Below are 22,639 nucleotides of genomic sequence, written 5' to 3' on the forward strand. Positions count from 1 at the left end.
CGCCGGGCCCTCGATCGTGCCCGGTCGTGCTGTGCCGTGCTGTTCTGACGTACTGCGGTGCTGCCGGTCCTGCTTACAGGTGCGGCAGGATGGACGGCATCAGGTCCTGGAAGGTACGGCCGTTGGCCGGGTTCCCGAGGGCCGTCATCTGCCAGCCGGCGCCGACGCGCGACACCTTCGCCATGATCTGGGCGGTGTACTGGCCGCCACCGTCCAGCGTGTAGCGGGCCAGCTCCTGGCCGTTGGTCTCGTCCACGATGCGGCAGAAGGCGTTCTCCACCTCCTGGAACGTCTGGCCGGTGAAGGAGTTCACCGTGAAGACGATCTGGTCGATGTGCACCGGCACGCGCTGCAGGTCGACGAGGATCGACTCGTCGTCCCCGCCCTGGCCGACGCCGCCGACGAGGTTGTCACCGGTGTGCTTGACCGAGCCGTCGTCGCTCTGCAGGTGCCGGAAGAAGACGACGTCCACGGGCTGCTTGTCGGCGAAGAGCACCGCCGAGGCGTCGAGGTCGATCTCCCGGGTCCGTGAGCCGAACAGCCCACGGCGCTTGGCCGCCTGCCAGCCGAGGCCCATCCGGACCGCGGTCAGCGTGCCTCCGTCCGCCTTCTGCAGATTGATGGCCTGACCCTTGGTCATGTTGACCGTCACGCGCTGTCCCCTCTCCATAGCCCTCCCCCGATGGGGGTGCGCAGCGTGTACCTGCGGCTGGTGCCAACCCTACTGACCGCCTCCGGCTCAGGCGAGGCCCGCTTCCTTCATCTGTCGCAGCTCCTTCTTCAGCTCGCCGACCTCGTCCCGGATCCGGGCCGCGACCTCGAACTGCAGCTCGGCGGCCGCGCCCCGCATCCGTTCGGTCATCTGCTCGATGAGCGCGGCCAGTTCGGCGGCGGGACGGTCCGTCGCGACCACGGGACCCTTCGACCCCTTGGCGCCCTTGGCCCCGGCCTTGCCGCCCGACGCGGCCTGCGATGCCTTGCCGCCCAGCGCCGGGACGGGCGCCTTGAGGGCCTTGCCGTCCTTCGTCTGCCGGTAGCCGGTGCCGAGGAGCTCCTCGGTGTCGAGCTCCTCGCGGGCGATCGTGGCCACGATGTCGTTGATCTTCTTGCGCAGCGGCTGCGGGTCGATCCCGTGGGCCGTGTTGTAGGCGACCTGCTTCTCGCGGCGCCGGTTCGTCTCGTCGATCGCCTGGGCCATCGCCGGGGTGATGCTGTCCGCGTACATGTGGACCTCGCCGGAGACGTTGCGCGCCGCGCGGCCGATGGTCTGGATCAGCGAGGTCCCCGACCGCAGGAAGCCCTGCTTGTCGGCGTCGAGGATGGCCACCAGCGACACCTCGGGCAGGTCGAGGCCCTCGCGGAGCAGGTTGATGCCGACCAGGACGTCGTACTCGCCGGCCCGCAGCTCGCGCAGCAGCTCGATGCGGCGCAGGGTGTCCACGTCGCTGTGCAGGTAGCGGACCTGGATGCCGAGCTCCAGGAAGTAGTCGGTGAGGTCCTCGGCCATCTTCTTGGTGAGGGTGGTGACCAGGACGCGTTCGTCCTTCTCCACGCGCGCGCGGATCTCGTGCACCAGGTCGTCGATCTGGCCCTCGGTGGGCTTGACCACGACCTCCGGGTCGATGAGACCGGTCGGGCGGATGATCTGCTCGACGAAGCCGTCGCCGCGCGAGAGCTCGTACTTCCCCGGAGTGGCCGACAGGTAGACGGTCTGGCCGATCCGCTCCTGGAACTCCTCCCACTTCAGCGGCCGGTTGTCGAGGGCCGACGGGAGCCGGAAGCCGTGGTCGACGAGGGTCCGCTTGCGGGAGGCGTCGCCCTCGTACATCGCGCCGATCTGGGGCACGGTGACGTGCGACTCGTCGATGACGAGGAGGAAGTCCTCGGGGAAGTAGTCGATGAGGGTGTTCGGGGCGGAGCCGCGCTCCCGGTCGTCCATGTGCAGCGAGTAGTTCTCGATGCCGGAGCAGGAGCCGATCTGGCGCATCATCTCCAGGTCGTAGGTGGTGCGCATGCGCAGGCGCTGCGCCTCCAGCATCTTGCCCTGCTTCTCCAGCTCGGCGAGGCGCTCGGCGAGCTCGGCCTCGATGCCGCGGACCGCCTTCTCCATGCGCTCGGGGCCGGCGACGTAGTGGCTGGCGGGGAAGACGTAGAGCTCGCGGTCCTCGCTGATCACCTCGCCGGTCAGCGGGTGCAGGGTGGACAGGGCCTCGATCTCGTCGCCGAACATCTCGATGCGGACGGCCAGTTCCTCGTAGACCGGGAAGATCTCGATGGTGTCGCCGCGCACCCGGAAGGTGCCCCGGGTGAAGGCCACGTCGTTGCGGGTGTACTGGATGTCGACGAAGCGGCGCAGGAGCTGGTCCCGGTCCATCTCCTCGCCGACCTTGAGGGGGACCATCCGGTCCACGTACTCCTGCGGGGTGCCGAGGCCGTAGATGCAGGACACGGAGGCGACGACGATGACGTCGCGCCGGGTGAGGAGGGAGTTCGTCGCGGAGTGGCGCAGCCGCTCCACCTCCTCGTTGATCGAGGAGTCCTTCTCGATGTAGGTGTCCGACTGCGGTACGTACGCCTCGGGCTGGTAGTAGTCGTAGTACGAGACGAAGTACTCGACGGCGTTGTTCGGCAGGAGCTCGCGGAACTCGTTCGCCAGCTGGGCGGCGAGCGTCTTGTTCGGCGCCATCACCAGGGTGGGCCGCTGGAGCTTCTCGATCATCCAGGCGGTCGTCGCCGACTTGCCGGTTCCGGTCGCGCCGAGCAGCACGACGTCCTTCTCACCTGCACGGATGCGCTTCTCCAGCTCGGCGATGGCCGCCGGCTGGTCGCCGCTGGGCGTGTAGGAACTGACGACCTCGAAAGGCGCCACCGTGCGTTCGATCTTCGATACGGGCCGCATGGGTCAACCGTACGACCACCCACTGACACTCGAGGCCCGCCCGCCCCGGTCGGAGCCGTCAGGGCCTGGTCCGTTTGTCGTAGTTCGGTGGCGGCCCGGTGATCGTCAACCCCATGATCGCCGTACGCGGCTCTCCCTGAAAGTGCGTCGGAAACGCACTGCCGTCAGTGCATCGCCGCAACGAATGCCGCTCCGCGCCCGTTTGACGGCAGGAGCAGGGCCCATGACCCGAGGAGAACGCGCATGTACGTCCGATCCGCCGCCGCGGCCACCGCCGCCTTCCTGGGACTCACACTGACCATGTGCGGTGCGGGATCGGCCGCGGCCGCACCCGGTCCGGACTGGCTGTCCAACCCGATCGTGTACGCCCACCGGGGGGCTTCGGCGTACGCCCCGGAGAACACGCTGGAGGCGATCGACCTCGCCATGGAGATGGGCTTCGACTGGGTGGAGAACGACGTCCAGCGCACCAAGGACGGGGAGCTCGTGGTCATCCACGACGACACCCTGGCCCGGACGACCGACGTCGAGCAGGTGTTCCCCGACCGCAAGCCCTGGCGGGTGAAGGACTTCACCGCGGCGGAGATCGCCCGGCTGGACGCGGGCAGCTGGTTCGGGCAGGAGTTCGCGGGCGCCCGCGTACCGACCCTGCGGACGTACATGAACCGGGTCCAGCGCAACCAGCAGCGGCTGCTCCTGGAGATCAAGAAGCCGGAGCTCTACCCGGGGATCGAGCGGCAGACCCTGGACGTGCTGGGCGAGACCGGCTGGCTCGAGGAGAACCGCGTGGCCCGCCGGCTGGTGGTCCAGAGCTTCAGCACCGCCTCGGTCCGCACCGTGCACGAGCTGCGCCCCGACCTGATCACGGCCTTCCTCGGCACCCCGGCCCTCGCCGACCTGCCGCGGTACGCCGAGTTCACCGACCGGATCAACCCCTGGCACACCACCATCAACAGCGACTGGGTCGCCGCGGTGCACGGGCTGCTCGGCGCCCACGGCAGGGCGCTGGAAGTGGACACCTGGATCGTGGACGACGCCGCGACCGCCCGGAAGGTCCAGGACATGGGCGTGGACGGGATCATCACCGACAATCCCGACGTCGTGCGGGAAGCGGTCGGCGGCTTCTGACGCGGCTGACGCGGCTGACGCGTGCGGCGCCGCCGGCGGTGTCCTCGCTTTCCTCGAGGTCACCGGCGGCACCGCTGTCAGTGGGGCGCCGTACCGTGAAGGGGTGGACACTTCCGAGCCCCGTGGGCCGCACCTCGAATGGACCGTCGTCGACAGCGACATCGGGCCGCTGCTCCTCGCCGCCACCCCCGAGGGCCTGGTCAAGGTCGAGTTCCATGCCGGACCGGGCCGGGCCGGGAAGCTGATCGGCACGCTGATCTCCCGCCTCGGCGCCGACGCCCGGCGCCCGCCGCCGGGCGAGGAGGTCCTGCTGGCCGAGCCGATACGCCAGCTGAAGGCCTACTTCGCCGGTACGCTGCGCCGCTTCGAGCTGCCGCTGGACTGGCGGCTCAGCTCCGGCTTCAACCGGCAGGTCCTGCTGGAGCTGGACCGCACCGTGCCCTACGGGGCGGTCGTGGGGTACGGCGAGCTGGCCGCACGGGCCGGGGCCCCGGGCGCGGCCCAGGCCGTGGGCAACGCCATGGGCTCGAACCCGCTGCCCCTGGTGGTGGCCTGCCACCGGGTCGTGGAGAACGACGGGGGCATCGGCGGCTTCGGCGGCGGCGTGGAGACCAAGCGCCACCTCCTGGCCCTCGAAGGGGTACTCCCCCAGCCGCTGTTCTGAGGGGAGCGGCCGTGCTCCCGGTGCTTCCCGTGCTCCCGGAAACCCTGTTCCGTGCGCCCGGCGAGGGGTGCGAAACTGCGGCGGTGACCACACCTTGCGCCGCGCCCGCAGCCCCTCCGCATCCGTGTCGGAGGTGGACCGCGTGAGCACCGCGCCCGGCACCGCCCGGCCCGCCGTCACGGTCACCGCCGCCGACCTGCCCCGGCTGCGGCGCCGCACCTCCGGGGTACTGATCGCCGGCCAGGTGCTGGGCGGGATCGGCGTGCCCATCAGCATCGCCCTGGCCCCGGTCCTGGCCACCGAGGTCAGCGGCACGGAATCGCTCTCCGGCTTCGCCTCGACCGCCTCCGTGATCGGCACCGCGGCCGTCTCCCTGCCGCTCGCCGCGCTGATGACCGCGCGCGGCCGCCGGCCCGGTCTGGTCCTGGCCTACGTGATCGGCGCGGCCGGGGCCGCCCTCGTCGTCCTCGCCGCCTCGATCAAGAGCTTCCCGCTGCTGATGCTCGGCATGGCCGCCTTCGGAGCCGCCTCCTCCGCCAACCTCCAGGCCCGCTTCGCCGCCTCCGACCTCGCCGAGCCCGACCACCGGGCCCGGGCGATCTCCGTCGTGGTCTGGGCCTCCACCATCGGCGCCGTGCTCGGCCCCAACCTGTCCGCCCCGGCCAGCCGCAGCTTCGCCGGCACCTCCATACCTCCGATGGCGGGGCCCTTCATATGGGCCGGCGTCATCTTCCTGCTCACCGCCACGCTGATCGGCGTACTCCTGCGCCCGGACCCGCTGCTGACGGCCCGCGCGCTCGCCCCGGCCGAGGACCAGACCCCTGCCGGGCGTTCGCTGCGCGCCGGGTTCGCGGCCGTCAAGGCCTCCCCCCGGGCCCGGCTCGCGCTCCTCACCATCGCGGTGTCACACACCACCATGGTCTCGATCATGGTGATGACCCCGGTCGACCTCGGGCACCACGGAGCCGGGCTCCAGCTCATCGGGCTGGTCATCAGCGGGCACATCGCCGGCATGTTCGGCTTCTCGCCGGTGATGGGCTGGCTCGCGGACCGGATCGGCCGGCTGTCCGTGATCGGGCTGGCCGCCGGGCTGCTGTCCATCGCCGCGCTGCTCGCCGGCACGGCCGCCGGGAACCACACCCAGAGCGGCGTCGGCCTCTTCCTGCTCGGCCTGGGCTGGTCCGCCGGCATGGTGTCCGGCTCGGCGCTGCTGACCGACTCGGTGCCGCAGCCCGCGCGTGCCGCCGTACAGGGGCTGGGCGACCTCACCATGAACACCGCCGCAGGGGTCGGCGGCGCCGCCGCCGGGCTGGTCATGTCCCAGGCGGGCTACGGCTGGCTCAACGCGGCCGCGGCCGCCCTGCTGCTGCCGATGGCGGCGCTCGCGCTGTTCACCTCGCGCCGCCGGCCGGTGAAGGCGGCGGACACCGGGGCGGGCACCGCTCAGTAGCTGATGTGGTAGGCCTTGCGGAGCGTCTCGTGGACGGTCCAGGTGGTCTTGTCACCCTCCCGGAGGACGCAGGCGGAGCCCGGGCCGACCTCCAGGGTCTCGCCGCCCTCCACCTCAACGGTGGCGCGGCCGCTGACCACCACGAACAGCTCGTTCGCCTCGGTGTCGGTGACCACGCCCGGGGTGATCTGCCAGATCCCGCGCACCTGCGAGCCGTCCGGCGCCTCCCACAGCACCTTGCCCGTCACGACGGGGTTCCCGGAGACGATCTGCGCGGGGTCGAGCTCGTCGGCTTCCAGCTCGGAGTCGGGGAAGTCCGGGACGGAGACGGCGAAGGAAGCGGGGGCCGGGGTGGGTGCGGGTGCGGGGGCATCACGGTGATCACTTGTGCTCATGCTCCGGGAGCCTAATCGGGGCACCCGGCGCGCCGGGGTGACCAGAGCGTCCAGCGCGCGCCCGCCCCACCCGTCACCCTGTCGCCCTTTTCGCCGCGCGGCCCTGACGGGCCTCCCCGGCTTCGCCCCGCTGCGCCGGACACCTTCTCGACGCGCGCCTTGCGCGGCGCGGCCCTGGCGGGCCTCCCCGGCTTCGCCCCGCTGCGCCGGGCACCTTCTTGACGCGGAGCTCGCACCGCTGCGCGGGCTTCGCACCGCTAGGCCGGACTCCGTCCGGCGGGGGCCTGTCGGCGTGCCCGCCACTGCCGTCCCGGCGCGGGGCCGGTGGGCGGGTGCGGGTGGGTCGGCCCTGCGGGGCTGGGTCCCCTACCCGCCCTTCGCCCGTTCCCCGGGCGCTGCCCGGACCCGGTCCTCAAACGCCGGACGGGCTGGACATGCCGCAGCGCGGGGTCCGGGGCGGGAGCCCCAGGAGCTCCGGCGCAGCCCGGGGATCGCTCCGCGCCCGCTGCGAACCGGCTCCGGGCGGCGTCGAACGAATCCAGCCCCGCCGGCGTTCGAGGCACGGGGTCCGGGGCGCAGCCCCACCAGGTCCGGGGCGCAGCCCCACCAGGTCCGGGGCGCAGCCCCACGGGTCCGGGGCGGAGCCCCAGGGGGTCCGGGCGCGGCCCGGTACCCCTCCCCAGCCCGTCCGGCGTTTGAGGACCGGGGTCCGGGCAGCGCCCGGGGAACGGGCGAAGGGCGGGTAGGGGACTTCAGCCCGCGCAGCGGCACACCCGCGGACGCCCCGGCCCCCCGAGCCCCCACCCCTCGGGCAACGGAGCCGGGGCTCAGGTCCCTGCCAGTCACGCGGTGACCTAGCACGGCCAGGCCAAGGGACGGGGTCCCGATGCCACAGGCCCTGTCGAGGCCGCGGTGCCGACCGGGGCCGAGGCCGGAGCCGGAGCTGGGGCCGGAACCGGAGCCGGAACCGGAGCCGGGGCCGGGGCCGGGGCCGGGGCCGATCAGGCTGTCCGGGGCGCGGCTCTGGCGGCGGTGGTCGCCGGTCGGGCTGCAGCAGATCGTGGCAGTCGGCGAGTTCGCCGTAGGAGGCCCCGGGGTCCCGGGAGGCGGGTGCGCCCTGTGGGCTCGTGCGGGCCCGCCCCGGAGGCGGGTTCGCGCCGCTGCGGCGTCCGCGCGTTTGGGGCCCCGTATCGCGTGCCAGGGATGGGGACATGTCACAGCACACTGCATCCGAACCCACAGCATCGTCCCCGTTCGGGGCCGCGGCCGCCGCCCCGGTCCCGGTCCTGTCCGAGGAGGTGCGCGAGGCCCTGGACCGCCGGCAGCCCGTCGTGGCGCTGGAGTCCACGATCCTCGCCCACGGCCTGCCCCGCCCCCGCAATCTGGCGGTGGGCCTGGAACTGGAGGAGCTGGTCCGGGCGGAGGGAGCCGTTCCGGCGACGATCGCGGTCGTCGACGGGGTGGCGTACGCCGGGCTGGACAAGGCCCGGCTGGAGCGGATCGCGGGCGGCGAGGGCGTGCGCAAGCTCGGCCACCGGGACCTCGCCCCCGCCCTCGCCACCGGGGCGACGGGCGCGACGACGGTCTCGGCCACGGCCTTCCTCGCCGCGCGGGCGGGGCTGCGGGTCTTCGCCACCGGCGGGCTGGGCGGCGTACACCGGGACTGGACGCGGTCGCAGGACGAGTCGGCGGACCTCCCACTGCTGGCGCGGACCCGGATCACGGTGGTGTGCGCGGGGGTGAAGTCGATCCTGGACGTGCCCGCGACGCTCCAGCGGCTGGAGACGCTGGGGGTGACGGTCCTCGGCTACGGGACGGATCGTTTCCCCGGGTTCTACCTGGCCGATTCCGGCGAGCCGGTGGACTGGACGGTCCACCACCCGGAGGAGGTGGCAGCCGTGATGGCCGCTCAGGACCTCCTCGGCGGCGCGGAGTCGGCGCTCCTCGTGGCCAACCCGGTGGCGCGGGAGCACCAGCTCGATCCGGAGCTGCACGACCTCGTCCTGGCCGAGGCGCTGGCGGAGTGCCGGGAGCGGGGCATCACGGGACAGGCGGTGACACCGTTCCTGCTGGGGTTCCTGGTGCGCGCGACGGGCGGCGCCTCCCTCGAAGCCAATCTCGCGGCGGTACGCGGCAACGTCCGCCTCGGGGCCCGGATCGCGCGGGCCTGGGCGGCCCGGCCGTGACCGGCACACCGGCTGCTCCCGCCGCTCCCGCCGGGCCGGGGGCGCTGCTGGTCGTCGGAGACGTGGTGACGGACGTCGTGGCGGTCCATGCGGAGCCACTGGCTCCGGGTACCGACACCCCGGCCCGGATCCGGACCCTGCCGGGCGGCGCCGGGGCCAACGCGGCCTGCTGGGCCGCCCAGGCGGGAGCCCCGGAGGTACGCCTCCTCGCGCGGGTCGGCGCCGACTCGGCCGGGTGGCACGAGCGGGCGCTGCTCGACGCGGGGGTGCGGCCGAGGCTGGTGGTCGATCCCGCCGAGCCGACCGGGACGGTGGTCGCGCTGGTCGGAGCGGACGCGGAGCGGACCTTCCTGACCGACAGCGGGGCCTCGCTGCGGCTCTCCCCCGCCGACTGGGAGCCCGGGCTGCTGGACGGGGTCGCCCATCTCCACCTGTCGGGCTACCTGTTCTTCGCGGACGCGAGCCGGGAGCTGGCCCTGGCCGCGCTACGGGACGCCCGCGCCCGGAACGTACCTGTGAGCGTGGATCCGGCGTCGGCGGGGTTCCTGGCCGCCCTGGGTCCCGAGCGCTTCCTGGCCGCCGCGGCGGGGGCCGGCGTACTGCTGCCGAACGAGGACGAGGCGCTGCTGCTCGCGGGGGCGCACGTGCGTCCGGCCGGGGCGGCCGCCGTCGCGCGGGCGGCGGCGGAGCTGAGCCGGCGGGTGCCGCTGGTGGTGGTCACCCGGGGCGGGGCCGGGGCGCTCATCGCCGAGGACGGCCGGGTGACGGCCGAGGTCGCGGCGGAGAGCGCCGAGGCGGTGGATTCCACGGGCGCCGGCGACGCCTTCACCGGCGCCTTCCTCGCGGCCCGGCTGGCGGGAGCGGGCTCGGCGTGGGCCGCGGGGGCCGGCTGCCGGGCGGCCGCGCTGGCGGTGACCCGGCTGGGCGGGCGGCCGTAGGGAGAACGGGGGACCGTACGGCCGCGCCTGTGGGTGTTTACGAGGTGTACTGGTGGTCCATCCAGTCGATCACGCCCGTGCTGTCCAGGTGGTAGCGGAAGACGCGGCCCTGGTTCGGGTGGGCGATCAGCCAGTCGATGAGCTGCTGGAGCGTGATCGGCTGGCTCAACGGGCTGGCGATGATGGGGGTGACGGCCGTGATCTTGGCATCCTCGGCGATGTTGAGGAAGGTCTCCTTGCCCACCGTGTCGAAGGGGGCGGCGTCCATGCCGGGGGCGGCGCAGCCCCAGTTGCCGTGCTTGACGATCAAGCTGTGGACCCCGCCCTCGGGGGTGTAGCGGTAGACGGCGACCTCGTCGGGCGAGATCGGCATCTTGTGGTCGCAGGTGGAACCGGGGGCCGGCGGCTTCTTCGTGCCCGCCGGGGTGACGGTGGCCGAAGGGGCGGCGGTGGCCGAAGGGGCGGCGGGAGTCGGCTTCTTGGACGGGGCCGCGGAGGGCGACGCCGAGGCCGGCGGGGAGGCCGACGGGGAGGCGGCGCCCGTGGCCGTCGCGCCGGCGGAGGGGCTCGCGGGGGTGCCCGCCGCACCGGTCTCGTCGTCACCGTTGCACGCGGTGAGGGCCAGGGTCGCGCACAGGGTCAGCGCGGCGAGCGCCGCCTGTGTGCGCAACCGTCTCGTGTCCCGAACCACCGTGCCGTGTCCGCGCATTGCCTTCTCCCTCTGCCAAGGCGCCACCGGGGTGGCCGCCGTCGAAGCGTGCCGTCAACGTAGCGCGTGGTTCCGGCCGGAGCGATGGCCGGAACCGATCGTCACCGTGCCGGAATCCCCCTGTTGCGGTTCCCGGACCTCCGTGACGGGGCGGGGGTTCGCGCAGGTGCGCCCGGCGGTGCCCGCAGAGGTGCGCGCGGCGGCCTCGTGGGGTCAGGCGGCGCCCCCTCCGCGCAGGCCCGTCCAGGCCGGGTGGCGCGGATCGTCGGCCCGGACCAGGGCGTCGGCCCGGTCCGCCGGGCCGGTTTCCGCCTCGTAGCGCGCGAAGGCGGGGAGGGTCCAGCGGGCGGACTCCTCGGTGCGGCGGGCGAGCGCGCCCGGGGAGAGCCCGATGTGGACGCTGAGGTCGAAGGGGAACCAGTGGCCCAGGAGCAGCGGGCCGTGCACGATCAGCACGCCGCCGGGCGGGAGTTCGGCGTAGGGGCTGCGGGTGGCCCGGTCGGTGACCGGGTCCCAGAGGTCGGGCAGCACCCGGCCCGTGCCGCCGGGGTCGGTCGGGCCGAAGACCTCCCGCCAGAGCGCCGCCGTGTCGTACCAGCCGTCGAGGTAGGAGTCCACGTCCTCGCGGCCGAACTCGAAGCGCAGGGAGGCCGGGCGCAGGAAGCCCTCGGCCGCCACCACCAGGACCGAACGTCCGCGCAGGCGCAGCGCGTCGGCGAGCTCCGCGGCGAGCACGCCGGTGCGGGCGGCGGGCGCCCCGTCGATGCCCACCCGCCACCACCGGTCCTCCGGGCCGGCCTCACGCCCGTCCTCGCCCTCGGCGCCGCCCTTCCCGTTGTCGTCGAGGTGACCGGCGAGCCGCTCGGCCATCCGCTGCCATGTGATCGCTTCCAGCTGCACCAGCCCATTGTCAGTGGTGGCCCCTAACGTTTTTCAGGAGGGATCACCGGCGCACAGGGGGCCGGAGGCCCGGCCTTGGGGAGGGGTCTGTCATGGCTCGGGAGACGACGTATCTGGAGCTGTCCCAGGAGGACGGCGGTGCCCACAAGTTCTACGAGGTCACCGTCGACGGCACCGCCGTCTCGGTGCGGTACGGACGCATCGGCGCGGACGGCCAGCTGCAGAGCTCCTCCTTCCCGACCATCGAGAAGGCACGGGCGGCCGCCGCCAAGAAGGTCGGGGAGAAGGTCCGCAAGGGCTACGCCCCGGCGGTGCAGGGAGTCCGCGCGGCCCGGTCGGTGACGCGCCGCCAGGTGACCTCGACCCCTTCCACGGCCCGCGCGGTGGCCCCGGTGCTGTGGCGGTTCCGTACGGGGTCCTCCGCCTTCGGGATCCACGTGGACGAGGACCGCTGCTGGGTCGGGAACCAGGCCGGCGACGTCTACACGGTGAGCCACGACGGTGAGGTGCTGGCCCGGTACTCGCTGCCGGACGGGGTGAAGTGCCTGGTGGCGGACGAGTTCTGGATCTACGCGGGCTGTGACGACGGCACGGTGTACGACCTGTCCTCGAAGGTGCCGTTCGGGGCGTACGACATCGCGGCCGACGTGGACATCTTCTGGCTCGACATCCGCGAGGGCGTGCTGAACGTGTCCGACCGCAACGGCGGGCTGACGGTCATCGACCACGAGGACGAGTTCCAGTGGTCGCGGCGCTCGGCCGGTGAGAACGCGTGGATGGTGCGGGCGGACGAGCGGGCTGTCTACCACGGCCACAGCAAGGGGGTCACTGCCTACGCCCCGGACGGCGGCGGGCAGTTGTGGCACACGCAGACCAACGGGTCGGTGCTGTTCGGCTGGCAGGAGGACCACGCGGTGTACGCGGGGACCGGCCGCAACACGGTGGAGCGGCTGTCGAAGGCGACGGGCGCGCTGGAGGCCTCGTACCGGTGCGACGCGGCGGTCTACTCGTGCGCGACCTCGCCGGACGGCCGGCACGTCTTCGCCGGCGACCTGGCGTCGTCCGTGTACTGCTTCGACGCCGACGGGCGGCGGCTGTGGAAGCTGGGCACCGGCAGCGGGGCCGCACTGTCCATGCAGTACCTGGACGAGCGGCTGTACCTGGTGACCACGGACGGTTCGCTGGTGTGCGTGGACGCGAGCGAGGCAGCGATCGCGGCCGCCCGGGAGGGGTCGGTGCCGACGGCCGTGGACGTGAAGTCGGCGGCCGCCCTGCCCGTCTTCACCCCGGCCGCCACGCCCGCCGCGGTGGCGACGGTGTCCGTGTCCTCGGTGCCCGCGGGCGGTGTGGTCGTGGAATGCGTGCAGCAGGGCCAGCGGATGCGCGTACAGGTGGTGTCGGGCGGGTTCGAGCCCTCCTGGAACGTGCAGTTCCCGCGCGGGATACGGGAGCCCGGCGCCCGGTACGTGGTGGACGGCCTGCACCCGGCGGCCGGAGGCTTCTACCGCGTGCGCGGGGAGATCCGCCGACTCGTCTGAGCGGTGGCCCGGTTCACGGGCGGCGGCCGGAACTCACAGCGTCCGTGTGGGGCACGCGCACGGCGTGGCCCCGGGCGGAGCCTCCGCGGGGAGCGCGAAGGGGTCGCCCTCGGCGAGGGCGGCGGTCACGCAGAGCACGACCGTCTCGGTGCCGAGGTTGCGGCCCAGGTGGACGTGGCGGCGGCCGGCGGGCTCGACGAAGTTGGCGCCGGTGTGATGCACCTCGACCGTGCCGTCGCGCAGGATCCGGGTCAGGATGCCGGACTTGACCACCACCATCAACGGGACGCGGTGGTAGTGCCAGCCGGTGCAGCCACCGGACTCGATCTCGACCTCTCTCACCACGAGGTCGGAGGCCACCTCCGCTTTCGGACGCCGTCCCACAACCCGCGGGCGCCCGGCCGTTGCCTGCCGTCCAGCCATGTTTCCCTCCTCCATGGACCGGCCGCGGCCCACTCGACTCACGGTAGGAGGACACCATGAGGTCAGGGAAGAGTCCGTGAAACCACAACTATCCATTCTTACAAGGTGATATACGGCCGGAACCGCGGTATCAGTTCGGCATGAGTCTGGTCGTTTTCGAGTCGACGAAGCAGATCCACTGCGCGGAGTGCAGGCAGGGACCGCTGCGCCGCCTCGTCCGCGAGGCCGGCGTGCCCCGTTGCCTGGACTGTGCCGACCTCGGACACCTCGTCTACCTGCCGCGCGGTGACACCGCCCTCACCCGGCGGGCCCACGAGGCCAGTTCGCTGTCCGCCGTCGTGGTCCGCTTCCACCGGCGCCGCCGTCGCTACGAGCGCCTGGGGATCCTCGTCGAGGACGCGGCCCTGGCCCGCGCCGAGCGGGCCTGCCTCGCGGACGCCGAGGCACGGGCCCGGCGCCGGGAGCGCGACCGGCTGCGCCGCGCGGCCGAGGACACCCGGTCCACCGCGGTCTTCGCCGCCGAGATCCTGCGCCTGTTCCCCGGCTGCCCCGCCGACCGGGCCCGGGCCATCGCCGCGCACGCCTCGGTGCGCGGCAGCGGCCGGGTGGGCCGCAGCGCGGCCGGCCGGGCCCTGGACCCGCCGGCCGTGTACGCGGCGGTACGGGCGGCCGTGCGGCACCTCGACACCGAGTACGACGCCCTGCTGATGGCGGGCGTGCCCCGGTTCGCGGCCCGGGCCCGGCTGGCGTCCCGGATCGACGCGGTCCTGGACGGCTGGCGGGCGCCCTCCGGGGCGTCCGCGCAGGCTAGTTGAGCCGGAAGCGGCGGTAGAGCAGCACTCCGCCGAGCAGCATGGCGCCGCCGCCGGACAGGAGGTAGCCGACGTCCTCGGCCCCGGTGTGGGCGAGCGCCGAGGGGTGGTTGCGCGGCGGCGCCGGCGGGGCCGGCGGGGTGACCGGCCGCACGGTGACGGGCGGCTGGACGGGCTTGCCGACGACCGGGGCGGGGCCGTTGACGGAGGTGTTGCCCACGGAGGGGTTGCCGACGCCGACGACGCTCACCGAGTTGCCGCTGATGTTGACCGGCACCTGGACGGGGAGCTGGAGCCCGTTGCCGGACAGCAGCCCCGGAGAATCCTTTCCGCGCCCATCGGCCACCGCACCCCGGCCGGTCCCGCCGTGCCCGCCGTCTCCGTCGTGGCCGCTCTGCCCGCCGTTCCCCGCACCGTTTCCGGCGCCGGGTTTCGAGGGGTGCGAGGGGCCGGACGGCCGCGGCCCGGGATGACCCGGCTTGCCCGGCTTCCCGCCGCCCTGGTCCGCGTTGACGCACCGGTTCCCGGCTGCCGAGTTGAGTACGCCGACCACGCTCACGGTGTTCCCGCACACGTTCACCGGGGCGTGGACCGGCAGTTGCAGCAGATTCCCCGACAGCACCCCCGGCGAACGCACGGCCTGTCCGCCCGCCTCCGCGTCGGCGTGGGCGAAGCCACCCGCACCCGCGACCGCGAGCCCACCCCCCGCAACCACCGCCGCGATCAAGCCATTCCGACGACTGTGACGCATCAGTTTTCCTGCCTTCCGGAAGGGTCCACGGGCCTTGCACCCGTACCGGAAACAACGCCGTAACCCCATTCGGGTTATAGCGCCGGTAGGCATTTCACTCCATCGTGTACTGGGTAATCCCTACTTCATGACTCGCCCGCTGCTCCTCCTCGACGTGGACGGCCCCCTCAACCCGTTCCGGTCCCGCCTCGCAGGTCTCCGCGGATACACCAGCCACCGCATGCGTCCGAGCATCTGGCTGTCCTACCGCGCACCGGAATCCCGCAGCGCCAAGCGGGGCCTGCGGGTGCGCCTGCACCCGGCCCACGGCGCCCGGCTGCTGGCCCTGCCCTACGAAATCGCCTGGGCCACCGCCTGGACCCACGAGGCCAACACGCTGATCTCCCCGCACATGGGACTACCCGCTGATCTTCCTGTCATCGAATGGCCGGAACCCTTCGCCCGTGATCCCGACGGCCTCTTCTGGAAGACCCGCCCGCTCGTGGAATGGGCGGCCGGCCGCCCCTTCGCCTGGGTCGACGACCTGATCACGCCCCGGGACCGCGCCTGGGTCGCCGCCCACCACCCGGCCCCGGCCCTGCTCCTGCGCATCCACCCCCGCCACGGCCTGCGCCCGCAGGACTTCACCACCCTCGACCAGTGGGCGGGCACCCTGCCCGCCGACTGACCGGACGGACGGACGGACGCACTGACGGACTGACGGACGGCCGGCGCGCACGCACCCCTCAGCGGCGTGCCGCCAGCCGATCCTGCGAACCGGTCAGACCGCCCCCGGCCAGCAGCTCCGCGATGTCGGACTCGAGGGCGGTGCGGATGTCCGAGCCCATGCGCCTCCACCCGAAGAACTCGCGCGCCTGCTGGAGCAGTTCCTCCTGGCTCATGCCGGGGCACTCGAGCGTCAGCTCCCGGAGGGCGAGCCGGCGCTCCTCCGGAGAGACGTGGGCGACCTTCCGCGGGTTCTCGTCCTGTGCCGTACGCGCCCACCGCACCTGCCTGCCCGCCACGTCCACGAACTCGTCGGCGCGTTCGACGATCCCCTGCCTCTCCAGTTCGCGCAGCACGTGCCGGGTGTTGTCCACGATCCGTTTGCCCGAGCGGCCGAGCCCCCACGCCTCGCGCGCCCGCAGGACCAGCACCTCCTCGTGGAGCGGGCCCTCCGTCTCCACGATGCGCGCCAGCAGCCTGTGCAGCCTCGGGCGCGCCTCCGGCGTGTGCATCTCGGGCGCCGCCCAGGTGTCGACGGACACCTGCGCCGACGCGTAGGTCCTGCTCCACTCGCGTTCGGGCACGCGGCTGAGCACGACCCGCTCCGGCTCCGCACGTGGACCCGGAATCAGCCGGCCTCCGGGCTCGGCCCCGGCCCCGGCCCCGGCCACCGCCCCTGCACCGTCCCCCACTCCCGCTTCGCTTCCCATCGCACTCTCGGTCCCGGTCACGGTCACGGGGTCCACCGTGCCCTCCGCGTCCGCCACCGCACGGGGCGACGGCGTCCGCGGAGTAACCGGCCGCGCGAAGGGGTCGACGGCGACGGCCGCCTCGATGGCGTCCTTGAGTCGGCGCTCGGCCTCCGGCCGGTTGCGGTACCAGTCGGTGCCCCAGATCCGGTGCAGCGTCCAGCCCAGGCCCTCCAGCACCTGCTGACGCAGCCGGTCCCGGTCCCGGGCCGCCCGCGACGAGTGGTACATCGCGCCGTCGCACTCGATGCCGAGGGCGTACGCGCCGGGCGCGGCCGGGTGGCGCAGCCCGAGGTCGATGCGGTAGCCGGCGACGCCGACCTGCGGCCGCACCTCGTGGCCCCAGTCCTGCAGGACGGCGAGGACCGATTCCTCGAAGGGGCTGTCCGGCTCGGCGTCGGGCGCCGTGTGCTCCTGGGCGAGCACGGCGGGGCCGTGCTCCGCGTACTGGAGGTAGCGCTTGAGGTCCTGGACGCTGCGGTTGTCACTGTCCTTGAGCTGCCCGCCGTGGAAGGAGGCGACCACCTCCATCCGGTGGCGGGCCCGGGTGACGGCGACGTTGAGGCGCCGCCAGCCGCCCTCCCGGTTGTTCATGGGGCCGAAGCTCTGGGTCAGCTTGCCGTGTTCGTCGGGGCCGTAACCGATCGACATGATCATGACGTCGCGTTCGTCGCCCTGCACGGACTCCAGGTTCTTGACGAAGAACCCGTCCAGGCGGTTCTCGGTGAAGCAGTCGTCCAGATCGGGCCGGGCCAGCCGGGCCTGCTGTACGGACTCCTCGATCGCCGAGGCCTGCGCCTGCGAGAGCGCGACGACTCCCAGGCTCTGCCCCGGGCGGGTGTCGAAGTGGTGCAGTACCCGCTCGGCCACGACCCCCGCCTCGATCCGGTTGTCCCGTCGGCCGCCGCGGTCGTACGTACCCCCCGCCCCGACGAAGGCGACCCCCACGTCGGGCCCGTGTTCCCTCGCGCCCGGGAAGGTCACCATGGAGTTCCGGTAGAAGGAGCGGTTGCTGAAGGTGATCAGGTCCTCGTGCCGGCTGCGGTAGTGCCAGCGCAGCGGCAGCGCGCGCATCGCACCCGCCTTGCACGCGTCCAGCAGCGACTCGAAGGAGTCGGGCACGTCCTCGTCGTAGTCGCCTCCGTCGTCGCCGATGGACGAGTCGAAGAACGACGTGGGCGGCAGCTGCTTCTCGTCGCCCGCGACGATCAGGGAGCGCCCCCGGTAGACGCAGTTGACCGCGTCGCCGGGGCGCACCTGGGACGCCTCGTCGAAGATCACCACGTCGAACCGGTAGTCGGAGGGCAGGAACTGGCTGACGGACAGCGGGCTCATCATGAAGCAGGGCTTGACCGACTGGGCCGCCTCCCTGGCCTTCCCGAGCAGTTCCCGTACGGGCATGTGCCGGGTCTTCTTCTCCGCCTCCCGGACGATGATCCCCGCGCCGCCGCCACCGAAGGTCCGCGGCTTGCGGCTGTTGCACACGGCGATCACCGCGCCGCCCGCGGCGGCCACGAGCCCCCGGTCCGCCGCGCGGAAGTCGGCCACCCGCGCGTCCAGGTCCGCCGACCTGGTCGTACGGAGCCGCCGGTCGCCCGCCAGCACGGCGTCGGCCCACTTCTGCAGGAGGGCGCGCTCCACGGCGCCCGGGAACTCCCTCGCCCCGATGGACCGTTCCGCGGCCGCCGCCGCGAGGTCCCCCAGTCCGAGCCGCTGCAGGACGGCCAGGCCGTCGTGGTAGGCGCGCCACTCCTCCGGGCCTGAGAAGTCCGCCCGCAGTACGCCGAGCACCTGGTCGGCGTCCGCGAGTGTCCCGGTCAGAGCGGGATGGAGCGCCGACCTCCGCGCTTCGTCGAACAACCCGTGCAGCGCGGCCGAGGCGGCGGCCCACGTCGCGGCGCGCCGCTCCGAGGCCTCGCACCAGTCCTGCAGGGCCGCTCGGACCGCCTGGACCAGGAGGCGGACGTGATCGCCCGGCTCGGCGCCGTGGGCCAGTTGACCCCGCAGCACCTGCGACGGGGCTCCCGGCGCCAGCTCGCCGATGCGCAGGGCCGTGGCCAAGGCCTCGTCGAGCGGGCCGAACCGGTTGCCGTCCACCGGCAGGTACACCCCGAGCAGCTCGCCGTGTTCGGCCGCCAGCCGGGTCACCCGGGCGTGCGCCCGCTGCCAGTCGAGTGCCTGGCCCAGCCGTGCGCGCAGCTCCTTGGTCCAGGCTCCGTTCACGGCGAGGGCCGCCGTGGCCTCCTTGTCCGTGCGGAACTGCCCCTTGAACCGGGAGGCGAGTCCGTGATGCTCCTCGTCGAAGCGGCGCACCAGATCCGCGAGCGGTTCGTACGCGAGGACCTGCGGCCCGAACGCGTCCTCGGCGATGCGGCGCGCCGCGTCGGCGGTGGCGAGGGCGGCCCTCAGCTCCTCGGCCGCGTCCCGGGCCGCCCGCAGCACGGACGCCTCGAACCAGGACGCCGGCGGGCGGTGCTGCCTGCCGGCCAGGTCCGCGAGCTCGCACACGGCCAGGGCTCCGGCGGGATCGCGCGGCCTGTCCAGCCCGAACACCCCGGCGACCTGGGCGACGAGTGGGTACGGGTCCTCCGGGAACGATCCGTTCGTGCCCGTCCCGGAGGCCCTGGGCGGCAGCGCCGCGCGGAGCTCCGCCGCGAGCCGTTCGACCTCCGCGGCCCGGAGCGGCTCGGCGGTGCATTCGGCGAGCGGACGCCGCTCGGCGGCGAACCGCAGCGCATGGAGGGCTGCCTCCGCCTCCTCCAGAACGGCGAGGGGCCCGCCGTCGGCCGATCCGGAGCCGGATGCGGAGCCCGGCCCGGAGCCGGGGCCGGACCCGGCGTGCCTCAGTCCGCGCCACGCGAAGTCCGCCCCCTCCGCGACCGGGCGCCAGGACCTCGCCATGGACCCGGCGGCCGCCAGGGCTTCCTGGAGGTCTGCGGCGCCGAGCGCGAGGGTACGGCCGGCACCCGCGGCCCCCAGAGCCATCCGGGGCGTGTCCTGCTGGTCCAGCAGCGCGAGCCGGCCCAGCACCTCGTACAGCGACCGGCCGAGGGGATGGCGTTCCTCGTTCATGGCGGCGGCGTGCGCAGACAGCTCCTCCCGCAACCGCCTGGCCTCGTCCAGCTCGTGTTCGGGCGCGCCCTTGGCCCGTACCTCGGTCGTGAGGACGCGGGCGAGTTCCTGTGCGACCGCCTTCTTCGGCCCTGTTCTCGTATAGCTGCCGCCAGGTGGCGAGTAACGCTGAGTAACCTTTCGGCAACGGATTGGATCTTTCCGCTTCGCTTCCAGCGGCAGGTCTCCACGATGTGGTGATCATCTGATTCGGAGCGAGGAGCGTACGGGTGCGGCAGGACTGGGAGCCGGAGGACCTCATTGAGGTCTGGACGCTGCTCGAAGACGACATGAAGCGGTTGCGGAACAAGTCCGGGGCGAACCGGTTGGGCTTCGCGATGCTGTTGAAGTTCTTCGAGGTGGAGGCCCGCTTCCCGGAAACCGATAGGGAAGTCCCGGCCGCCGCGGTGGGTTACGTGGCCCAGCAGGTGAAGGTGCCGGCGGACCAGTGGGCGGCGTACGACTGGCAGGGCGACCGGATCAAGCGTCACCGCAAGGAGATCCGTGAAGCCTTCGGGTTCCGGGCGGGCACGGAGGAGGACCAGGAGCGGCTGGCCGAGTGGCTGACGGCCGAGCTGTGCGGGGTGGAGCTGTCGCGTGACCGGCTGGCGGAGGCGGTTGTGGCCCGCTGCCGCAACGACTTCGTCGAGCCGCCGGCACCGGCGAAGGTGCGGCGCCTGGTGGGCAAGGCGGTCAGGGACTTCGATACGCAGTTCTGCCGCAATACCGTGGACCGGCTGTCCCATGCGACCCGCTCGCGGCTGGAGGACCTGGTCGCGGGCAGCGAGGACGGTGACGAGGCGGTGGCCGGGGGCGGCCGGTCGTTCTTCACTGAGCTCAAGGCCGACCCGGGAGCCCCGGGGCTGGAGAGCTTGTTCGCGGAGGTGGACAAACTCCAGCGGGTGCGGAAGCTGGAGTTGCCGGCGGACCTGTTCGCGGACGTGTCGGAGAAGCAGGTGGACGCCTGGCGGGCGCGGGCGGCGAAGGAGTACCCGGCGAACCTGGAGCGGATGAAACCGCCGATGCGCCTGACGCTGCTGGCCGCGCTGTGCCATGTGAGGCACACCGAGATCACCGACTCGCTGGTCGAGCTGTTCATCCAGCTGGTCTTGAAGATCAACACCCGGGCGGAGAAGAAGGTCGACAAGGAGCTGACCGGCGAGCTGAAGAAGGTGCGGGGCAAGGACGCGATGATGCTCCGGGTCGCCGAGGCCGCCTTGTCCCAGCCGTCGGGCACGGTCCGCAAGGTGATCTACCCCGTCGTCGGCGGAGAGAAGACGCTCAAGGCCCTCGCCGCGGAGGCCGCGGCGAACGAGGCCAAGTACAAGGCGCGTGTGCGCACCGTGCTGCGCTCCGCGTACTCGGCGCACTGGCGGCGGATGCTCACCCCGCTGCTGAAGGCGTTGACGCTCAAGTGCAACAACACCGCCTACCGGCCGGTGATGGACGCCATCGACCTGCTCCAGCGCTACCTGGACCAGCTCATCGCCAAGGAGGGCGCGTTCTTCGACCCGGCGGAGGCCGTGCCGCTGGAGGGCGTGGTGCCCGATCAGTGGCGGGCCGCGGTGGTCGACGAGCGTGGCCGCGTCGAGCGCATCCCCTACGAGCTGTGCGTGCTGGTCAGCCTGCGTGAGGCGTTCCGGCGCCGGGAGATCTGGGTGGTGGGCGCGAACCACTGGCGTAACCCGGAGGACGACCTCCCGCAGGACTTCGAGGACAACCGGGACGTCCACTACGACGCGATCCAAAAGCCGCAGGACCCGGCGAAGTTCATCGAGGCACTGAAGAAGAAGCACCGCGACGCGCTCGACCGGTTCGAGCAGGCGCTGAAGGACGACACCACCGGCGGGGTGGCCATCGTGAAGAAGAACGGCGAGCCGTGGATCAAGGTCTCGCCGCGGGCCAAGCAGGAGGAACCGGAGAACCTGGTCGCGGTGAAGGCCGAGATCGAACGGCGCTGGGGCACCATCGACCTGCTGGACATATTGAAGTATGCCGAGTTCGACACCGACTTCATCGCCGAGTTCACCACGGTGGCCACCCGCGAGAACCTGTCCCGGGAGGTGCTCCGGAGGAGGCTGCTTCTAGTCCTGTTCGCACTGGGCACGAACATGGGGATCAAGCGGGTCGCGGTGACCGGCAAGCACGGTGAGTCGGAGGCGACGCTGCGCCGGGTGCGGCACCTGTTCGTGAACCGGGCCAACATGCGCGCGGCCCTGGTGAAGCTGGTCAACGCCACCTTCGCGGCCCGCGACGAGATGTGGTGGGGCACCGGGACGGCGTGCGCCTCCGACAGCCGCAAGTTCGGCGCCTGGTCCTCGAACCTGATGACCGAGTGGCACCAGCGCTACCGCAGTCCCGGAGTGATGATCTACTGGCACGTGGAACGCAAATCGGTCTGTATCTACTCCCAGCTCAAGTCCTGTTCGGCCTCCGAGGTCGCGTCGATGATCGAGGGCGTGCTGCGGCACTGCACGGACATGGAGGTCGACCGGCAGTACACCGACACGCACGGCGCCTCGATCGTCGGGTTCGCGTTCGCGCACATGCTCGACTTCAAGCTGATGCCGAGGCTGAAGAACATCGGGCGGGCGAGGCTGTACCGGCCGGCCGCGGGCGAGGACAAGAACTGGCCCCACCTGGCCCCGGTACTGTCCACCAGGACGATCGACTGGGACCTGATCGCCCAGCAGTACGACCAGGTCGTGAAGTACACCACCGCGCTCCGGCTGGGCACCGCCGAGGCCGAGCAGGTCCTGCGCCGCTTCACCAAGGGCGGTCCCAAGCACCCGACCTACCAGGCGATCGAGGAACTGGGGCGCGTGGTACGCACGGCGTTCATCTGCGACTACCTGTCGGATCCGGAGATGCGCAAGGAGATCGGCGAGGGCTTGCAGGTGGTGGAGAACTGGAACTCGGCGAACTCCGACCTGTTCTACGGCAAGGACGGCGATCTGACGGGTGCGGACAAGGAGAGCCAGGAGGTCTCGATGCTCGCCCTGCACCTTTTGCAGAGCAGCCTCGTGCACGTGAACACCTTGCTGGTCCAGCAGGTTCTGGCCGACCCGGAGTGGGCGGACAAGCTCACCGCGGCGGACCGGCGAGGGCTCTCGCCGCTGTTCTGGACCCACGTGAACCCGTATGGCCGGTTCGATCTGGATATGAACAGCCGTCTCGACCTGGACCTCACTGCCACGGTCATGGTGCCCGGCCAGCGCAGTCCACAAGGCGAGCCGGCCGGCGCTCCGAGATGAGCTGGCCAGGACGGGGGGCAGCCCACT

17 protein-coding genes are annotated in these 22,639 nt (G+C 72.6%); 9 read left to right on the top strand and 8 right to left on the bottom strand.

Features of this window, described 5'->3' with window-relative positions:
- Nucleotides 1-73: 73 nt before the first annotated feature.
- Entirely contained in the window at nucleotides 74-652 is a 579-nt protein-coding gene (locus tag ACODT5_RS26915) for a TerD family protein (protein WP_385369842.1), read from the bottom strand.
- An 87-nt stretch (nucleotides 653-739) separates the two neighbouring features.
- Nucleotides 740-2,899, bottom strand: a complete 2,160-nt coding sequence (gene uvrB, locus ACODT5_RS26920) for an excinuclease ABC subunit UvrB (RefSeq protein ID WP_422521790.1) — start codon at nucleotides 2,897-2,899, stop codon at nucleotides 740-742.
- A 243-nt stretch (nucleotides 2,900-3,142) separates the two neighbouring features.
- Here uvrB and ACODT5_RS26925 point away from each other — a divergent pair, with 243 nt between their 5' ends.
- From ACODT5_RS26925 to ACODT5_RS26935, 3 genes are all read left to right on the top strand, one after another.
- Nucleotides 3,143-4,027, top strand: coding sequence for a glycerophosphodiester phosphodiesterase (locus ACODT5_RS26925; RefSeq protein WP_422521791.1), 885 nt, complete (start codon nucleotides 3,143-3,145; stop codon nucleotides 4,025-4,027).
- Between the two features lie 103 nt (nucleotides 4,028-4,130).
- Complete coding sequence (locus tag ACODT5_RS26930) at nucleotides 4,131-4,691, top strand: methylated-DNA--[protein]-cysteine S-methyltransferase (RefSeq protein ID WP_422521792.1); 561 nt, start codon at nucleotides 4,131-4,133, stop codon at nucleotides 4,689-4,691.
- Nucleotides 4,692-4,833: 142 nt separating this feature from the next.
- Nucleotides 4,834-6,141 (top strand): MFS transporter, encoded by a 1,308-nt coding sequence (locus ACODT5_RS26935; protein WP_422521793.1) that lies wholly within the window; start codon nucleotides 4,834-4,836, stop codon nucleotides 6,139-6,141.
- On the opposite strand, the gene ACODT5_RS26940 is transcribed toward ACODT5_RS26935, so the two are convergent.
- A complete protein-coding gene (locus tag ACODT5_RS26940; RefSeq protein ID WP_422521794.1) occupies nucleotides 6,135-6,536 on the bottom strand; it encodes a cupin domain-containing protein in 402 nt (133 codons plus the stop codon). The two genes, ACODT5_RS26935 and ACODT5_RS26940, sit on opposite strands and share 7 nt — an antisense overlap.
- A gap of 1,211 nt (nucleotides 6,537-7,747) precedes the next feature.
- Between ACODT5_RS26940 and ACODT5_RS26945 the strand changes: the two genes are divergently transcribed.
- Nucleotides 7,748-8,722 (top strand): pseudouridine-5'-phosphate glycosidase, encoded by a 975-nt coding sequence (locus ACODT5_RS26945; RefSeq protein ID WP_422521795.1) that lies wholly within the window; start codon nucleotides 7,748-7,750, stop codon nucleotides 8,720-8,722.
- Nucleotides 8,719-9,660, top strand: a complete 942-nt coding sequence (locus ACODT5_RS26950; RefSeq protein ID WP_422521796.1) for a carbohydrate kinase family protein — start codon at nucleotides 8,719-8,721, stop codon at nucleotides 9,658-9,660. The genes ACODT5_RS26945 and ACODT5_RS26950 overlap by 4 nt, the downstream gene beginning before the upstream one ends.
- Nucleotides 9,661-9,697: 37 nt before the next feature.
- Here ACODT5_RS26950 and ACODT5_RS26955 read toward each other — a convergent pair whose 3' ends face one another.
- On the bottom strand, nucleotides 9,698-10,330 hold the full coding sequence (locus ACODT5_RS26955) for a hypothetical protein (protein ID WP_422521797.1): 633 nt from the start codon (nucleotides 10,328-10,330) through the stop codon (nucleotides 9,698-9,700).
- Nucleotides 10,331-10,582: 252 nt separating this feature from the next.
- Nucleotides 10,583-11,269, bottom strand: a complete 687-nt coding sequence (locus ACODT5_RS26960; RefSeq protein ID WP_422521798.1) for a nucleoside/nucleotide kinase family protein — start codon at nucleotides 11,267-11,269, stop codon at nucleotides 10,583-10,585.
- A 92-nt stretch (nucleotides 11,270-11,361) separates the two neighbouring features.
- On the opposite strand from ACODT5_RS26960, the gene ACODT5_RS26965 reads away from it, so the two are divergent.
- Nucleotides 11,362-12,807, top strand: a complete 1,446-nt coding sequence (locus ACODT5_RS26965; protein ID WP_422521799.1) for a WGR domain-containing protein — start codon at nucleotides 11,362-11,364, stop codon at nucleotides 12,805-12,807.
- Nucleotides 12,808-12,840: 33 nt separating this feature from the next.
- Here ACODT5_RS26965 and ACODT5_RS26970 read toward each other — a convergent pair whose 3' ends face one another.
- The gene (locus ACODT5_RS26970) at nucleotides 12,841-13,230 is read right to left on the bottom strand and encodes a cupin domain-containing protein (protein ID WP_422521800.1); all 390 of its coding nucleotides are present in this window, start codon (nucleotides 13,228-13,230) and stop codon (nucleotides 12,841-12,843) included.
- Between the two features lie 140 nt (nucleotides 13,231-13,370).
- Between ACODT5_RS26970 and ACODT5_RS26975 the strand changes: the two genes are divergently transcribed.
- A complete protein-coding gene (locus ACODT5_RS26975; RefSeq protein WP_422521801.1) occupies nucleotides 13,371-14,045 on the top strand; it encodes a DUF2293 domain-containing protein in 675 nt (224 codons plus the stop codon).
- Here the strand turns inward: ACODT5_RS26975 and ACODT5_RS26980 are convergent.
- Nucleotides 14,038-14,757 carry a chaplin gene (locus ACODT5_RS26980; protein WP_422521802.1) on the bottom strand — a complete coding sequence of 240 codons (720 nt, stop codon included), beginning with the start codon at nucleotides 14,755-14,757 and terminating at the stop codon, nucleotides 14,038-14,040. The two genes, ACODT5_RS26975 and ACODT5_RS26980, sit on opposite strands and share 8 nt — an antisense overlap.
- Before the next feature lie 163 nt (nucleotides 14,758-14,920).
- Between ACODT5_RS26980 and ACODT5_RS26985 the strand changes: the two genes are divergently transcribed.
- Nucleotides 14,921-15,460: a hypothetical protein gene (locus ACODT5_RS26985; protein WP_422521803.1), complete on the top strand. Its 540-nt coding sequence runs from the start codon at nucleotides 14,921-14,923 to the stop codon at nucleotides 15,458-15,460.
- A 58-nt stretch (nucleotides 15,461-15,518) separates the two neighbouring features.
- Here ACODT5_RS26985 and ACODT5_RS26990 read toward each other — a convergent pair whose 3' ends face one another.
- The gene (locus ACODT5_RS26990; RefSeq protein ID WP_422521804.1) at nucleotides 15,519-19,319 is read right to left on the bottom strand and encodes a DUF3320 domain-containing protein; all 3,801 of its coding nucleotides are present in this window, start codon (nucleotides 19,317-19,319) and stop codon (nucleotides 15,519-15,521) included.
- Nucleotides 19,320-19,588: 269 nt separating this feature from the next.
- Between ACODT5_RS26990 and ACODT5_RS26995 the strand changes: the two genes are divergently transcribed.
- The gene (locus ACODT5_RS26995; RefSeq protein WP_422521805.1) at nucleotides 19,589-22,612 is read left to right on the top strand and encodes a Tn3 family transposase; all 3,024 of its coding nucleotides are present in this window, start codon (nucleotides 19,589-19,591) and stop codon (nucleotides 22,610-22,612) included.
- The last annotated feature ends 27 nt before the right edge of the window (nucleotides 22,613-22,639 follow it).

It is taken from the genome of Streptomyces tatrensis (assembly GCF_049310065.1).
In the GTDB taxonomy this organism is placed as follows: Bacteria; Actinomycetota; Actinomycetes; order Streptomycetales; family Streptomycetaceae; genus Streptomyces.

What these genes read in the sequence shown, in the direction of transcription:
- uvrB (WP_422521790.1), bottom strand. Translation starts at nt 2,899, where the DNA reads ATGCGGCCCGTATCGAAGATCGAACGCACGGTGGCGCCTTTCGAGGTC.
- ACODT5_RS26925 (WP_422521791.1), top strand. Translation starts at nt 3,143, where the DNA reads ATGTACGTCCGATCCGCCGCCGCGGCCACCGCCGCCTTCCTGGGACTC.
- ACODT5_RS26940 (WP_422521794.1), bottom strand. Translation starts at nt 6,536, where the DNA reads ATGAGCACAAGTGATCACCGTGATGCCCCCGCACCCGCACCCACCCCG.
- ACODT5_RS26945 (WP_422521795.1), top strand. Translation starts at nt 7,748, where the DNA reads ATGTCACAGCACACTGCATCCGAACCCACAGCATCGTCCCCGTTCGGG.
- ACODT5_RS26965 (WP_422521799.1), top strand. Translation starts at nt 11,362, where the DNA reads ATGGCTCGGGAGACGACGTATCTGGAGCTGTCCCAGGAGGACGGCGGT.
- ACODT5_RS26970 (WP_422521800.1), bottom strand. Translation starts at nt 13,230, where the DNA reads ATGGCTGGACGGCAGGCAACGGCCGGGCGCCCGCGGGTTGTGGGACGG.
- ACODT5_RS26975 (WP_422521801.1), top strand. Translation starts at nt 13,371, where the DNA reads ATGAGTCTGGTCGTTTTCGAGTCGACGAAGCAGATCCACTGCGCGGAG.
- ACODT5_RS26985 (WP_422521803.1), top strand. Translation starts at nt 14,921, where the DNA reads ATGACTCGCCCGCTGCTCCTCCTCGACGTGGACGGCCCCCTCAACCCG.
- ACODT5_RS26990 (WP_422521804.1), bottom strand. Translation starts at nt 19,319, where the DNA reads ATGAACGAGGAACGCCATCCCCTCGGCCGGTCGCTGTACGAGGTGCTG.